Here is a 14047-nt window from a genome sequence, read left to right as displayed (position 1 = left end):
CAGTCGCTTCGCTCCCTACACTCCTCAGTCCAGGCCGGGAGGCCCCATGACCGCGATGGATCTGGACGGTCTGATCGACGATCCGGCCACCCGCATCATCGTGACCTGCGGGGCGGGCGGGGTTGGCAAGACGACTACGGCTGCGGCTTTGGGCCTGCGTGCCGCCGAGCGCGGGCGGAAGGTCGTCGTACTGACGATCGACCCGGCCCGGCGGCTGGCGCAGTCGCTCGGGTTGACCGAGTTGGACAACACCCCGCGGGCCGTGGCCGAGGTGAGCGCGGCGAACGGCGGCCGACTGGACGCGATGATGCTGGACATGAAGCGGACCTTCGACGAGGTCGTGCTCGCCCATGCGACCCCGGAGAAGGCGGAGCAGATCCTGGCGAACCCGTTCTACATGGCGCTGTCGTCGTCGTTCGCGGGGACGCAGGAGTACATGGCGATGGAGAAGCTCGGCCAGCTGCACAGGCAGGCCGAGAGGACCGGCGACTGGGATCTGATCGTCGTGGACACACCACCGTCGCGGTCGGCGCTGGACTTCCTGGACGCACCGGAGCGGCTGGCGTCATTGCTCGAGGGCCGGTTCCTGCGGTTGCTGCTGGCGCCCGCGCGCGGGCCGTTCCGGTTGATGTCGGCCGGCGTGAACATGGCGATGTCGGTGCTGAACAAGGTGCTCGGCGCACAGGTGCTGACCGATGTACAGACGTTTGTGGCGGCGTTCGACACGTTGTTCGGCGGCTTCCGGCAGCGGGCCGAGCAGACGGTGGCGCTGCTGCGTGAGCCGCACACAGCCTTCCTGGTGGTGGCGGCTCCGCAGAACGACGCGCTGCGGGAGGCGTCGTACTTCGCCGAGCGGTTGCGCGAAGAGAGCATGCCGCTGGCGGGCGTCGTACTGAACCGGGTGACGAACACTTACGCGCCGGATCTGTCGGCCGAGCGCTCACTCGCCGCGGCGGAGCGGCTGCAGGAGGCGGAGAAGTCCCCGCTGGCGGCCGCCGTACTGCGGTTGCACGCGGACAAGATGCAGCAGGTCGTCGGGGACCACAAGCGGGCGGATCGGTTCCGGCGGGGACACCGCTCGATCCCGACGGTCGAGGTACCGGCGCTGGCCGACGACGTGCACGACCTGACCGGTCTACGCCAGATCGGCGACTTGCTGACAGCCTAGGTCGTGTCTGGCAATCCCACGCCGTCGCGAGCAGGTGCTCGGTGCGGTGCATCGGCGCGCTGGAGCGGAGGTCTCGATGCGGAGCATCGTGGCCTTCGCGCCAGTGCGGCGAGGTGCCGTGCCGAGTGCCGCGCAGTAGGCGTGGGATTGCCAGACACGACCTCGGTTTCACCCTCAGCGAACGCCGGGAATGACCACGTCAGACCCATGGTTGAGCCTGTCAGACTCAATCTTTCGTAAGGGTGTGACAGCGTGACCGATACGTTGAATCTTCCTGTTCTGCCGCTGGACGACATCGTCGTCCTGCCGGGAATGGTCGTGCCGGTCCGACTGGCCGACAGCGAGGCCAGGGCGGCCATCGACGCCGCCCAGGCCTCCGGCCAGGACCAGGTACTGCTGGTACCGCGGCTGGACGGGAAATATGCCAAGGCCGGGACGCTCGGTGAGATCGAGCAGATCGGCCGGCTGCCGGGCGGAGCCCAGGCGGCCGTCATCCGCGGTACGGCGCGGGTCCTCATCGGCGCCGGGACCACTGGTCCGGGTGCCGCGCTGTGGGTCGGCGCGACCGTACTGCACGAGATCACCGACGCCCGCTCGGCCGAGCTGGCGCGGGAGTACAAGACGCTGACGACGTCAGTCCTGCAGCGTCGTGGTGCCTATCAAGTGATCGACTCGGTGAAGCAGGTGGACGACCCGGCGGAGCTGTCCGATCTGGCCGGCTACGCGTCGTACCTGACCAGCGAGCAGAAGTCCTGGCTGGTCGAGAACGCGAACGTGTCCGAGCGGCTGGAGAAGCTGATCGGCTGGGTCCGCGACCACCTGGCCGAGCTCGAGGTCTCCGAGACGATCCAGAAGGACGTCCAGGAGGGCATGGAGAAGCAGCAGCGGGAGTTCCTGTTGCGCCAGCAGATGGCCGCGATCCGCAAGGAACTGGCCGAGCTGGATGGCAAGGCCGAGTCCGAGGAAGAGGACTACCGAGCCCGCGTCGAGGCGGCCGACCTGCCCGAGCACGTCCGCAAGGCCGCGCTCGCCGAGGTCGACAAGCTGGAGCGGACCGCAGAGCAGTCCCCTGAGGTCGGCTGGATCCGGACCTGGCTGGACACCGTCCTGGAGATGCCGTGGAACGAGCGGACCGAGGACAGCTACGACATCCGGGAGTCCCGGGCCGTGCTGGACGCGGACCACGCCGGCCTGGACGACGTGAAGGAGCGCATCACCGAGTACCTCGCCGTACGGCGTCGCCGCGCGGACCGTGGTCTCGGTGTGGTCGGTGGACGCCGCAGTGGCGCCGTACTGGCTCTGGTCGGTCCTCCTGGCGTGGGTAAGACCTCGCTGGGCGAGTCCGTGGCCCGTGCGATGGGCCGGAAGTTCGTCCGGGTCGCACTGGGCGGTGTCCGGGACGAGGCCGAGATCCGCGGCCACCGGCGTACGTACGTCGGTGCACTGCCGGGCCGGATCGTCCGGGCCATCACCGAGGCCGGGTCGATGAACCCGGTGGTGCTGCTGGACGAGATCGACAAGGTGGGTGCGGACTACCGGGGTGACCCGACCGCCGCCCTGCTGGAGGTGCTCGACCCGGCGCAGAACCACACCTTCCGGGACCACTACCTGGAGGTCGAGCTGGACCTGTCCGACGTGGTCTTCCTGGCCACGGCGAACGTGCTGGACTCCATCCCGGCGCCGCTGCTGGACCGGATGGAACTGGTGCAGCTGGACGGGTACACCGAGGACGAGAAGGTGATCATCGCCCGTGACCACCTGCTCCCGCGTCAGCTGGAGCGGGCGGGCCTGACGGCGGACGAGGTGACGGTCGACGACTCGGCACTGCGGTTGCTGGCCGGTGAGTACACGCGTGAGGCCGGCGTACGGCAGCTGGAGCGGTCGATAGCCCGCGTCCTGCGGAAGGTGACGGCAAAGCTTGCCCTGGGCGACGACCTGGGCTCGCTGACGATCGGCTCGGGCGACCTGAAGGGGTACCTGGGCTCACCGAAGTTCACACCGGAGTCCGGCGAGCGTACGGCGCTTCCGGGTGTGGCGACCGGGTTGGCGGTGACCGGTGCCGGTGGTGACGTGCTCTTCGTCGAGGCGTCGCTGGCCGACAAGGAGACCGGCCCGACCGGAGTCACGCTGACCGGACAGCTCGGTGACGTGATGAAGGAGTCGGCGCAGATCGCCCTGTCGTACCTGCGCTCGCACGGTGCGGAGCTGGGGCTGCCGGTCGGCGACCTGGCCGAGCGGAACGCGCACATCCACGTTCCGGCCGGTGCGGTCCCGAAGGACGGGCCGTCGGCGGGCGTCACCATGACGACCGCGCTGGCGTCGCTGCTGTCCGGACGGCCGGTCCGCTCGGAGGTCGCGATGACCGGTGAGGTGTCGCTGACCGGACGGGTCCTCCCGATCGGTGGGGTGAAGCAGAAACTGCTCGCCGCACACCGGGCCGGGTTGACCACGATCCTGATCCCGAAGCGGAACGAGCCGGACCTGGAGGACGTGCCGGAGTCCGTGCTGGCGGAGCTGACGGTCCAGCCGGTCAGCGACGTCCGCGAGGTCCTCGAGTTGGCGCTGGAGTCGGCCCAGGTCGACGTACACCAGTACGCCGCCTGACCGTCGGACCGGATGGGCCGGACCACCCCTTGATACGGGGGTGGTCCGGCCCTCCTCCTTTTGGACGAAATCTGCCGCGGCCGATCCCCAGGAAGGCAGCAAAACAAGGCCTCCTGACGCCTTGAATCACGCTCCGGTTGACGTGACGTGTCTCACATTTTCGAATTCGGACTGTCACCGAGATCCCGTACCCTCTATAACCATGCGCGTCAGGGAAAAGGACGACCGGGGAGTCGTCCAATCTGTAGTTCTGTTCCTAGGGGTGAGCGTGCTGTCGGGGGCGTTGGCCGCCGGTCTCGCCATCCCGTTCGCCGGTCTCGCCGGATTCACCACCGAGAAGACGTCAGAGACCCTGCAGGACCTGCCGCAGCAGTTCGACGAGGTGCCGCTCAAACAGAAGAGCACCATCCTGGCCGCCGACGGCAGCGTGATCGCCACCCTGGCCGAGCAGAACCGGGTGCCGGTCAAGCTCAGCCAGGTCGCGCCGATCATGCAGAAGGCGATGGTCGCGATCGAGGACGACCGGTTCTACGAGCACGGCGCGCTGGACCTCAAGGGCACCCTGCGCGCGCTGCTGCGCAACCAGTCCGAGGGCGCGGTGCAGCAGGGTGGTTCGAGCATCACCCAGCAGTACGTGAAGATGAGCCTGGTCGAGAAGGCGAACACACCCGACGAGGTCGCGGCCGCGACGGCCGAGACGTACCAGCGCAAGGTCGCCGAACTGCGGTACGCGATCGCGGTCGAGAAGGAGTTCTCGAAGAACGAGATCCTCGAGAAGTACCTCAACCTGGCCAACTTCGGTGACGGCGCCTGGGGTATCGAGGCCGCCTCCCTGCACTACTTCCAGGTGCACGCGTCCCAGCTGACCCTGCCGCAGGCCGCGCTGCTGGCCGGCCTGGTGAAGAACCCGACCGGCTACGACCCGACCAACGACATGAAGCGCGCCAAGGACCGCCGCGACGTGGTGATCCGCCGGATGCTCGAGCTCAAGGTCATCTCGCTCAGCCAGGCCAACTCCGCGCTCAAGTCCCCGGTGGTCGACCCGGCCAAGATCCGCCCGAACAAGCTCGGCTGCGCCAACTCGAAGTACCCGTTCTACTGCGAGTACGTCGTCGCCCAACTGAAGGAGAACAAGGCCTTCGGCAAGGACCAGACGCAGGCCGGGAACTACCTCAAGACCGCCGGCCTCACCATCCGTACGTCGCTCGACCCGAAGATCCAGGCCGCCGCACAGAAGTCGATCAACGAGCACTCGAGGCCGACCGACCAGGCGATCGCGGCGATCACGATCGTCGAACCGGGCACCGGCCTGGTGAAGGCGATGGTGCAGAACCGGACGTACGGCAACAAGCGGGGCCAGACGTCGTACAACCTGAACGTCGAGAAGTCCTACGCCGGCGGGTACGGCGGTTTCCAGAACGGCTCGACCATGAAGGCGTTCACCATCGCGGCCGCGATCCAGAAGGGCTTCCCGCTCAACTACAAGATCAACTCGCCCAACCAGATCAATCTGAGCGGCAAGAAGTTCAGCACCTGCGACGGGACCACGTCGGCGCCGAGCTACACGCCGGGCAACTCCACCACCAACGTGCCCGTGCCGACCATGATCCAGGCGGCGCAGAGGTCGACCAACACCTACTTCCTGCTGCTTTCCCAGCAGACCGGTCTCTGCCCGATCGCGAAGATCGCCGCGTCCTTGGGCCTGTACGACGCGCAGTCCAGCAGCCCTCTCAATCAGGTCGTGTCCATGACGCTGGGCGTCGGGTACGTGACCCCGGTGCAGATGGCGAGCGCGTACGCCGCTTTCGCCGCCCGCGGCATGTACTGCAAGCCCTGGCTGGTCACCGCGATCAAGGGCCCGAACGGCAAGGCGATCAACGCTCCGGGAGCGGAGTGCAAGCAGGCGCTGGCTCCCGAGGTCGCCGACGGCGTCAATGCCGTACTGCACTCGGTGATGGAGACAGGCGGTACCGGCGCGAAGCTGAAGTTCGGCAAGAGCGACCTGGCCGGCAAGACCGGAACGATCACCAACAACGAGGCCGTCTGGTACGCCGGCTATTCGAGCAAACTGTCCGCCGCCTCGGTCGTCGCCGACGCGTCCTTGCCGTACAACAACCTGATCGGCCAGACGCTCGACGGCAAGAAGATGTACGACGCGTCCGGTTCGGGCACCGCGGGTCCGCTGTGGCAGACGGCGATGGAGGGCGCGCTGCGCTACTACCCGACGACCAAGTTCGTCGCGCCGTCGGACAAGACCGTTCGCGGTGACGTGAAGGACCTGCCGTTCGTGAACGGCCTGAACCCCGAGGATGCCGCCAACAAGATCCGGCAGGCCGGTTTCGAGGTCGCGATCGCGCCCGGCACGGTGAACTCCGAGGAGACCGCCGGCACGGTCGCCTACACCACCCCGCGCCAACGCGAGGGCGCCCCCGAGGGCTCGATGGTCACCATCCACATCTCCAACGGCAGCCAGAAGAACCAGCCGAGCACCTCGACGACGCCACCGCCGGCAACCACCAAACCCCCGGCGAACCCGCCGACCACGATCAACCCCAACTGCCCCCCGTGGAACCCGAAGTACCCGAACTGCGGCGGTGGCGGTAGATAGCCAGCGAAGGGCCTCGTCCATACCAGGACGAGGCCCTTCGTCGTACGAGAGCTCAGGCGCCGAGTTGGCGTTTTACTTCGGCGGAGACGATGGCGCCGTCGGCTTTGCCCTTGGTCTTGGGTTGGAGGGCGCCCATGACCTTGCCGATGCCGCGAGGGCCGAGTTCGGCGGCGCCGGTGGCGGCGATGGTCTCGGTCACCAGGGCAACGATCTCCTCCTCGGTGAGTTGCTCGGGGAGGTACTCGGCCAGGATGTCCGCCTCGGCCTGTTCCTTGTCGGCGAGCTCGGCGCGGCCGGCCTCGCGGTAGGCGATGACGGACTCGCGGCGCTTCTTCGCCTCCGCGCTCAGCACGTCGATCACCTCGGCGTCGCTGAGCTCGCGAGCCTCCTTACCGGCCACCTCCGCCTTGGTCACCGCGGTGAGCGCCATCCGCAGGGTCGACTTGCGGATCTCGTCACGCGCCTTGAGGGCCGCGGTCATGTCGGCGTGCAGCCGCTGCTTCATACCGGAGTTGGACATACCAGAGATTGTGGCAGGCTGGTGAAATGAGTTTGAGCGGGCTTGCCACCACCACCCTCAAAGCCACCGCGGTCGTCGGCGCCGTGGGCGCCGCCTGCGTCGCGTACGCGGCCGGTATCGAGGTGCGCTGGTTCACGCTGCGCAGGGTGACTGTCCCAGTGCTGCCGGAAGGGACCGCGCCGCTGAAGGTGCTGCACCTGTCCGACCTGCACCTGATGCCGACCCAGGAGCGCAAGATCAACTGGGTCAACGACCTGGCCGCGCTCGAGCCCGACCTGATCGTGAACACCGGTGACAACCTCTCCCACGAGCGCGCCGTGCAGCCGTTGCTCCGGGCGTACGGCGACCTGCTCGACGTACCGGGTGTGTTCGTGTTCGGCTCCAACGACTACTGGAAGCCGCACTTCAAGAACCCGGGCAAGTACCTGCTGCCCGCACACAAGCAGCGGCACAAGCCACACGGCCCGGACCTGCCGTACGAGGAGATGCGTCGCGCCTTCACCGACGCCGGCTGGACCGACCTGAACAACGCGAAGGCGACGCTCAAGGTGAACGGCCTGCGGCTGGATTTCGCCGGCACCGACGACCCGCACATCAAGCGGGACCGGTACTACGAGGTCGCCGGCGAGGTGGACCCCGGAGCCGACCTGTCCATCGGCGTGACACATGCGCCGTACCAACGGGTCCTGAACGGTTTCGTCGGCGACGGGTACCCGCTGGTCCTGGCCGGCCACACCCACGGCGGCCAGCTCGCAGTGCCTCTGTACGGCGCCCTGGTGACCAACTGCGACCTGGACACCTCGCGGGTCAAGGGCCTGTCCACCTGGGGCCACGACGGCCGCCAGGCGGCTCTGCACGTGTCCGCCGGCCTGGGCACCTCGCCGTACGCGCCGGTCCGTTTCGCCTGCCGGCCTGAGGCGACACTGCTCACCCTGGTCCCCCGGATAAACCCGATTTCGTCCCAGCCGCAGGCGCATGTAAGCTAACTCCGGCTTCGGGCTGTGGCGCAGCTTGGTAGCGCGCTTCGTTCGGGACGAAGAGGTCGCAGGTTCAAATCCTGTCAGCCCGACCAATCGAGGGCGGTGACTCCGGTCACCGCCCTCGTGCTGTTTCCACCGGCCTACGCTGAACTCATGCAGCGCGTGGATCTGGGTGAGGTCGACTACGAAGTCGCGGCCAAAGAGATGCGGGACTGGGTCGAGGAGCGGGTCGAGGGGACGGCCGCGGATCGGTTGTTCCTGTTGAGTCATCCGCCGGTGATCACGTACGGGCCGCGGACGGTGGTGGAGGATCTCCCCGCGGAGACGGCGGGGATCCCGGCGGTGGCGGTGGATCGGGGTGGGTTCGCGACGTACCACGGGCCGGGACAGGTGGTCGGGTATCTCGTGATCGACCTGAAGCAGCGCGGGCCGGTGGACATCGTGCGCTGGGTGGAGAACGGGCTGATCGAGGCGCTCGGGTCGCTCGGCTTCCCACTGGTACGACGGGACACGCCGAAGGGTGCGAGCAGTCTGGTCGGGGTGTGGACCGAGGACGGCCGCAAGCTGTGCTCGATCGGGATGCGGATCCGGCGCGGCGTGACCAGTCACGGGTTCTCGGTGAACGTGGATCCGGACATGTCGGTGTTTCACACGTTCACGAGTTGCGGGCTCCACGACGTCACGATGGTCTCGCTGGCCGAGCTGGCAGCTGAGCGTGGTCGGCCGGCTCCGGCAGATTCCGACGTACGGGATGCGATCGCACGATCGCTTGGCGCTGCCTGAGTCGGTAGCCTTCGGCAAATGAGCCAGGAGGACGAGAGCGGCCGGATGCCGGAGGATCTTGAGGACCTTCTGGAAGCTGCCGACGAGGAAGAGGCCGACGAGGGGCGGTTCGACGCGCCGCCGTTGCCGCCGGCGCTGATCCTCGCCGTCGTCGGGCTGTTGTGCGGGTTCGCGACCATCGCGCTGGTGTGGCTGAGCGAGCGCGGTTGCGAGCGGGTCCGCGACACCTCGAACTGCGGCGCCCTCGGCCTTCCGCTGCTCGTGCTGATCGTCGTGGTCACCATCGTGCTCGGCGGGCTCGCCCTGAGCCGGCTGGCGATGCCGCACCCCCGCCTGGTGGCGTTCCTCGGCGTCACCTTCATGCTGATCCTCGTGCTCGCCTTCCTCACCGAGAACCTGTCGTCACCGTGGACGCTGGGCGTCGTACCGGTGCTGACCGCGATCACCTTCCTCGTCGCCAACCTCGTCGCCCGACTGCTGGAGCGTGCCGATGCCTGACCTGCCCGTCTACGACTGCCCTCGTACGCCGACCGCCCCGGCCCTGGACGGGACGCTGACCGACCCGGCCTGGGAGATCGCGCCCTGGACCACCGACTTCGTCGACATCAGTGGTGACGGGCCGGCACCGCGGTTCCGGACCCGGGCGAAGCTGATGTACGACGACGAGTTCCTGTACGTCGGTGGTCTGCTCGAGGAACCGCATGTCTGGTCCACGATGAGCGAGAAGAACACCAAGCTGTTCGAGGAGAACAACTTCGAGCTGTTCCTCGACCCGGACGGCGACGGGCTGAACTACTACGAGTTCGAGATCAACCCGCTCGGCACGATCTGGGAGCTGACCCTGCCGAAGCCGTACGTCGACGGCGGCGTACCGGTGGACCCGACCAACCTGCCGGGCCTCCGGACCGCCCTGCACATCGACGGGACGCTCAACGACCCGTCCGACACCGACACCGGCTGGTCGGTGGAGCTCGCCGTACCGTGGGCCGACCTGGCGCCGTACAACGAAAGCGGCACAGCCAACGAGGCCCGGGCGACGCCGCCGAACCCGGGTGACGAGTGGCGGATGAACCTGATGCGCTGTGAGTGGCCGCACGAGGTCGTCGACGGCGCGTACGTGAAGGGGACCGAGCTGAGCTTCTGGGTCTGGTCGCCGCAGTACGTGGTCGACATGCACCGCCCGGACCGCTGGGGAGTACTGCGCTTCTGACCCTGGTGACACGCCGTTAACACGTCCAGGTGACAATGAGGTACGTGGACTTCGAGGGTGACCGGTACGACGTGTCCGCTCTCGAAGGGGACCAGGTCGTGAGCGCGATCGAACGCGCGTGTGAGAGCGACTCTCGTGCTGCATTGCGCCTTGTCGCCGAGTACTCGGCCTACTGGTGGTCCCAAGGCCTTCAGGACGAGGCCGCGGCCGCTGCGGAGCGTGTGCTGAGCATTCTGGGCCGGACGGTGCCCGTCGGCCTGGACGAGGAGTACCTGCTGGCAGTGCTCCATGGAGCCGGGTCAGCTGAGCAGGAGCAGTTGGAGCTGGCCCAGCACATCGTGCTCGCCACAACTGGTCCCTTTCGGTACTCGGTGACCATACTGCTGTGGGGGCTGGTGTTCGGGCCGTTCGAGTCCGCAGCGGTGGTGGAAGAGGTCCTGGCGCGGAACGAGGACGGTGACGCCTGGACCAGGGCGGCGGTCGAGCTGTGCCGTGGCTATCCGGGTCTGACCGCTGCCACCCCAGGTGACGCCGCTCAAGCGCTGCGGACGGCGCTCGGGCGTTTCCGGATGCTCGACGACCGCTGGGGGATGTTCCTGGCGCTGACGGCGCTCCGGAACATCGTCGACGAGCCCGTCGACATCATCAGCGAGGCCCTGGAGCTGGCGGAGAAGCTCCGAGCGGACGACGAGTCCGGCCTGCTCCTGTGCCAGCGCGGCGAGCTCTACCGCCACCAGGGTGACCTGGATGCGGCCGGCGAGGACTTCAGCTGGGCGCTGGCCCTGGCCGAGCACGCCGACCTGGCGGAAACCGCTGCCGCCGCCCACATCGGCCTGGCCCGGGTCGCCCGCGGCAGTGGCGATCTCCTGACGGCCAGGGAGCACCTGGCCATCGTTCTGTCCCGCGACGCAGAGGAACTCGAAGACGCCCGCTACGAGGCCCTGCACGAGCTGAACCTGCTGATCAACTCCCAAGCCTCCGCATAGGCCCTCGGCACACCTCGTTGTAGGACCCTGGCACACCTGTGGCAGTGGCCACAGGAGGTGGCTCTCGCGGGAGCCACACATGGCTGGTTAGAGTCGAGAGCGACCCAGCCCTGACACTGCAACGGAGCAGCCGGATGGACAAGACGTACGACTCACCGCAGGCCGCGGTCGACGACATCGGCGACGGCGCGAGCCTCGCGGTCGGCGGCTTCGGGCTGTGCGGTAACCCGATGGAACTGATCAGCGCCCTCCACGACAAGGGGGTGACCGGCCTGAGCGTGGTGTCGAACAACTGCGGTGTCGACGACTGGGGTCTGGGCATCCTGCTCGCGGACAAGCGGATCGCCAAGATGACGTCGTCGTACGTCGGGGAGAACAAGGAGTTCGCCCGGCAGTTCCTGTCCGGTGAGCTCGAGGTCGAACTGACGCCGCAGGGCACGCTGGCCGAGAAGCTGCGGGCCGGCGGCTGCGGGATCGCCGCGTTCTTCACCCTGGCCGGTGTCGGCACTCAGGTGGCCGAGGGCGGGCTGCCGCAGAAGTACAACCCGGACGGCTCGGTGGCCAAGGCGTCGGAGCCAAAGGAGACCCGGGAGATCGACGGTACGACGTACGTGCTGGAGGACTCGATCACCACCGACTTCGGCCTGGTGCACGCGCTCAAGGGCGACACCCACGGCAACCTGGTGTTCGACCGGAGCGCACGCAACTTCAACCCGCTGGCCGCGATGGCCGGCCGGGTCACCATCGCGCAGGTCGAGGAGCTGGTCCAGCCTGGTGAGCTGGACCCGGACGAGATCCACCTGCCCGGCGTCTACGTCCAGCGCGTTGTTGCTGTCGGCAAGGACATCGAGAAGCGGATCGAGAAGCGCACGGTGCAACCCCGCGAAGCCTATGAGGCCGCGCGCGAGAAGCTGGAGGCCTGAGATGCCACTCACCCGTGAGCAGATGGCCGCCCGCGCCGCCGCCGAGCTGGAGGACGGCTCGTACGTGAACCTCGGCATCGGCCTGCCGACCCTGGTGCCGAACTACATCCCGGACGGCGTCACCGTCGTCCTGCAGAGCGAGAACGGCATCCTCGGCGTCGGCCCGTACCCGGTCGAGGGTGACGAGGACCCGGACCTGATCAACGCCGGCAAGGAGACCGTCACGACGTTGCCGGGGGCATCGTTCTTCGACTCGGCGCTGTCGTTCGGGATGATCCGCGGCGGCGCGATCGACGCCGCCATCCTGGGCGCCATGCAGGTGTCGGCCACCGGCGATCTGTCGAACTGGATGATCCCGGGCAAGATGGTCAAGGGGATGGGCGGCGCGATGGACCTGGTGCACGGCGCCAAGACGGTGATCGTGCTGATGGAACACGTGGCCAAGGACGGCTCGCACAAGATCCTCACCGAATGCGACCTGCCCTACACCGGCCGCGGCGTGGTCAACCGGATCATCACCGACCTGGCCGTGCTGGACGTCACCGAGGACGGCCTGAAGCTGGTCGAGCTCGCCGACGGTGTCACCTTCGACGAGCTCCAGTCCAAGACGGGCGCACCCATCAAGCAATGAACCGTACGTCGGGATGCCGGGCCGATCCGACGCGGTGTCCACATGCGCGAAAGACACCTGTCACCCCTGCCGAAAGTCGGGTATGACGGGACGCATGGAATTGGACGTGTTCGTGATTGGCGGCGTCGGGATCGACACGATCGTGCGGGTGCCGGACTTGCCCCTGCCCGCGGTGGAGACGATCCACGTCGATCCGGTCGAGTCGTACGTCGGCCACACCGGGCACGGCGTCACCCTCGGCTGTCACCTGCTCGGCCTGCGCGCCGGTCTCGCGGACGTGATCGGTGACGACGACGAGGGCGACCGCATCCGGCACCTGTACGACGGCCTCCGGATGCCACTGCACGTCGCACTCCACCCCAGCGGCACGCGGCGGTCGGTCAACCTGGTCGCACCGGACGGGCGACGCCTCGCCTTGTACGACGCCAGGCACCCGGCCGGACTGCGGGTCGACCCGGACCTCTGGCGGACGAACGTCGTACGCGCGAGGCACGTGCACGTCTCGATCATGGACTTCGCCCGGGACGCACTGTCCGACGCGCTCGCCGCGGACTGCACCGTATCCACCGACCTGCACGACTGGGACGGCCGGAACGACTATCACAAGGACTTCGCGACCTCGGCCGACATCGTGTTCGTATCCACTAGCGCCCTGCCGGACGATGCCGTCGACTGGATCTTCGCCAACGGCCGAGCCGAGGTCGTGGTCGCGATGTCCGGCGCCGATGGCAGCTACCTGCACATCAGAGACCAAGCCACACACCACATTCCTGCGGTCCAGCTTCCCGACCGACCAGTGGTCGACAGCAACGGCGCCGGAGATGCCTACGTCGCGGCGTTCCTGGCCCGTCAGCTCGACGGCGTCAGCTGGTACGACGCCGCCCTGGCCGGATCCATCGCGGGCGCCTGGGCGTGCGGCTCCCCCGGCACCCACACCGATCTGATCACGGCCGAGGAACTGGCTGTTCGAAGCAAAACGATCGGATGAAGCAGTCGCGCGGCTGACCGACGGCGAACAGGACGCAGTCGACGACGGACTGCGCGGTGAGGTCGGCGCCGGTCTCCCGCGGGCCGTCCTGGACGAAGTCCGGTGGGAACAAGGAGATCACTCGGATCCCGTCCGGACGCAGTCGCTCCGACAGGATCTCGGCGTACCCGGCCTGAGCGTGCTTGGCCGCGTAGAACGCCGGGTGTGCCGGTGAGCGGTGATGTCCGACCTCGCCGGCGGCCGAGATCAGGTTGACGATTTCGGGGCGGTTGGATGCCCTGAGCAACGGCAGGAGCCGTTCGGTGAGCAGGATCGTGCCGGTCGCACCGCCCGCGATCGTGTCAACGATGTCCGCCGGTGACGGGGCGCCGGCCAGGTAGCGCGCGCCGCTGTTCACGAGGACGTCGAGCCGATCGACGGCCAGTCGCTCGATCGACGCGGGGTCGGCGAGGTCGAGGACGGCGGGTGTCGCGTTGCCGCCGGCGGCCTCGATCAGGGCGACGGTCTCCTCGGCGGCGGACTGGGTCCGGGCGGTGGCGAGAACCTGGGCTCCACGAGCGGCGAAGGCGAGTGCGAGCTTGCGGCCGGTGTCGCGACCGGCTCCGGTGACGAGGACGTGTGCTCCGGTCAGAGTCATGGGCCGGAT

Annotated in this window: 13 protein-coding genes and 1 tRNA gene; 12 read left to right on the top strand and 2 right to left on the bottom strand. The window is 67.9% G+C overall.

Going from position 1 to position 14047, the window contains the following annotated elements:
- Positions 1–46 precede the first annotated feature (46 nt).
- From bagB to EV652_RS37065, 3 genes are all read left to right on the top strand, one after another.
- Positions 47–1168 (top strand): ArsA family ATPase, encoded by a 1122-nt coding sequence (gene bagB / locus EV652_RS37075; RefSeq protein WP_132214361.1) that lies wholly within the window; start codon positions 47–49, stop codon positions 1166–1168.
- Positions 1169–1420: 252 nt separating this feature from the next.
- Complete coding sequence (gene lon, locus EV652_RS37070) at positions 1421–3772, top strand: endopeptidase La (protein ID WP_132214359.1); 2352 nt, start codon at positions 1421–1423, stop codon at positions 3770–3772.
- A 202-nt stretch (positions 3773–3974) separates the two neighbouring features.
- Complete coding sequence (locus tag EV652_RS37065) at positions 3975–6380, top strand: penicillin-binding protein (protein WP_132214357.1); 2406 nt, start codon at positions 3975–3977, stop codon at positions 6378–6380.
- Positions 6381–6432: 52 nt separating this feature from the next.
- Here the strand turns inward: EV652_RS37065 and EV652_RS37060 are convergent, their stop codons facing one another.
- Positions 6433–6900, bottom strand: a complete 468-nt coding sequence (locus tag EV652_RS37060) for a GatB/YqeY domain-containing protein (RefSeq protein WP_132214355.1) — start codon at positions 6898–6900, stop codon at positions 6433–6435.
- A gap of 26 nt (positions 6901–6926) precedes the next feature.
- Between EV652_RS37060 and EV652_RS37055 the strand changes: the two genes are divergently transcribed.
- The 9 genes from EV652_RS37055 to EV652_RS37015 all read left to right on the top strand — a co-directional run bounded on the left by EV652_RS37055 (position 6927) and on the right by EV652_RS37015 (position 13401).
- Positions 6927–7886, top strand: coding sequence for a metallophosphoesterase (locus EV652_RS37055; protein ID WP_132214353.1), 960 nt, complete (start codon positions 6927–6929; stop codon positions 7884–7886).
- A 9-nt stretch (positions 7887–7895) separates the two neighbouring features.
- Positions 7896–7972: transfer RNA gene (locus EV652_RS37050), tRNA-Pro, on the top strand.
- Positions 7973–8033: 61 nt separating this feature from the next.
- Entirely contained in the window at positions 8034–8663 is a 630-nt protein-coding gene (lipB, locus tag EV652_RS37045) for a lipoyl(octanoyl) transferase LipB (protein ID WP_132214351.1), read from the top strand.
- A gap of 18 nt (positions 8664–8681) precedes the next feature.
- A complete protein-coding gene (locus tag EV652_RS37040) occupies positions 8682–9161 on the top strand; it encodes a hypothetical protein (RefSeq protein ID WP_242002228.1) in 480 nt (159 codons plus the stop codon).
- Positions 9154–9873 carry a carbohydrate-binding family 9-like protein gene (locus EV652_RS37035; protein ID WP_132214349.1) on the top strand — a complete coding sequence of 240 codons (720 nt, stop codon included), beginning with the start codon at positions 9154–9156 and terminating at the stop codon, positions 9871–9873. Before EV652_RS37040 ends, EV652_RS37035 begins: the two co-directional genes overlap by 8 nt.
- A 44-nt stretch (positions 9874–9917) precedes the next feature.
- Complete coding sequence (locus EV652_RS37030) at positions 9918–10859, top strand: hypothetical protein (protein ID WP_132214347.1); 942 nt, start codon at positions 9918–9920, stop codon at positions 10857–10859.
- Between the two features lie 134 nt (positions 10860–10993).
- Complete coding sequence (locus tag EV652_RS37025) at positions 10994–11782, top strand: CoA transferase subunit A (RefSeq protein ID WP_132214345.1); 789 nt, start codon at positions 10994–10996, stop codon at positions 11780–11782.
- Between the two features lies 1 nt (position 11783).
- On the top strand, positions 11784–12413 hold the full coding sequence (locus EV652_RS37020) for a CoA transferase subunit B (protein WP_132214343.1): 630 nt from the start codon (positions 11784–11786) through the stop codon (positions 12411–12413).
- A 94-nt stretch (positions 12414–12507) separates the two neighbouring features.
- On the top strand, positions 12508–13401 hold the full coding sequence (locus EV652_RS37015; protein ID WP_132214341.1) for a carbohydrate kinase family protein: 894 nt from the start codon (positions 12508–12510) through the stop codon (positions 13399–13401).
- Here the strand turns inward: EV652_RS37015 and EV652_RS37010 are convergent.
- The gene (locus tag EV652_RS37010) at positions 13358–14038 is read right to left on the bottom strand and encodes an SDR family NAD(P)-dependent oxidoreductase (protein ID WP_132214339.1); all 681 of its coding nucleotides are present in this window, start codon (positions 14036–14038) and stop codon (positions 13358–13360) included. The genes EV652_RS37015 and EV652_RS37010 overlap by 44 nt on opposite strands.
- Between the last annotated feature and the right edge of the window lie 9 nt (positions 14039–14047).

The organism is Kribbella steppae, assembly GCF_004342025.1.
GTDB classification, from domain to species: domain Bacteria; phylum Actinomycetota; class Actinomycetes; order Propionibacteriales; family Kribbellaceae; genus Kribbella; species Kribbella steppae.
This window is presented reverse-complemented; position numbering and strand designations above follow the sequence as displayed.

What these genes read in the sequence shown, in the direction of transcription:
- lipB (WP_132214351.1), top strand. Translation starts at nt 8,034, where the DNA reads ATGCAGCGCGTGGATCTGGGTGAGGTCGACTACGAAGTCGCGGCCAAA.
- EV652_RS37040 (WP_242002228.1), top strand. Translation starts at nt 8,682, where the DNA reads ATGAGCCAGGAGGACGAGAGCGGCCGGATGCCGGAGGATCTTGAGGAC.
- bagB (WP_132214361.1), top strand. Translation starts at nt 47, where the DNA reads ATGACCGCGATGGATCTGGACGGTCTGATCGACGATCCGGCCACCCGC.
- EV652_RS37035 (WP_132214349.1), top strand. Translation starts at nt 9,154, where the DNA reads ATGCCTGACCTGCCCGTCTACGACTGCCCTCGTACGCCGACCGCCCCG.
- EV652_RS37025 (WP_132214345.1), top strand. Translation starts at nt 10,994, where the DNA reads ATGGACAAGACGTACGACTCACCGCAGGCCGCGGTCGACGACATCGGC.
- EV652_RS37055 (WP_132214353.1), top strand. Translation starts at nt 6,927, where the DNA reads ATGAGTTTGAGCGGGCTTGCCACCACCACCCTCAAAGCCACCGCGGTC.
- EV652_RS37020 (WP_132214343.1), top strand. Translation starts at nt 11,784, where the DNA reads ATGCCACTCACCCGTGAGCAGATGGCCGCCCGCGCCGCCGCCGAGCTG.
- EV652_RS37010 (WP_132214339.1), bottom strand. Translation starts at nt 14,038, where the DNA reads ATGACTCTGACCGGAGCACACGTCCTCGTCACCGGAGCCGGTCGCGAC.
- EV652_RS37065 (WP_132214357.1), top strand. Translation starts at nt 3,975, where the DNA reads ATGCGCGTCAGGGAAAAGGACGACCGGGGAGTCGTCCAATCTGTAGTT.
- EV652_RS37015 (WP_132214341.1), top strand. Translation starts at nt 12,508, where the DNA reads ATGGAATTGGACGTGTTCGTGATTGGCGGCGTCGGGATCGACACGATC.
- EV652_RS37060 (WP_132214355.1), bottom strand. Translation starts at nt 6,900, where the DNA reads ATGTCCAACTCCGGTATGAAGCAGCGGCTGCACGCCGACATGACCGCG.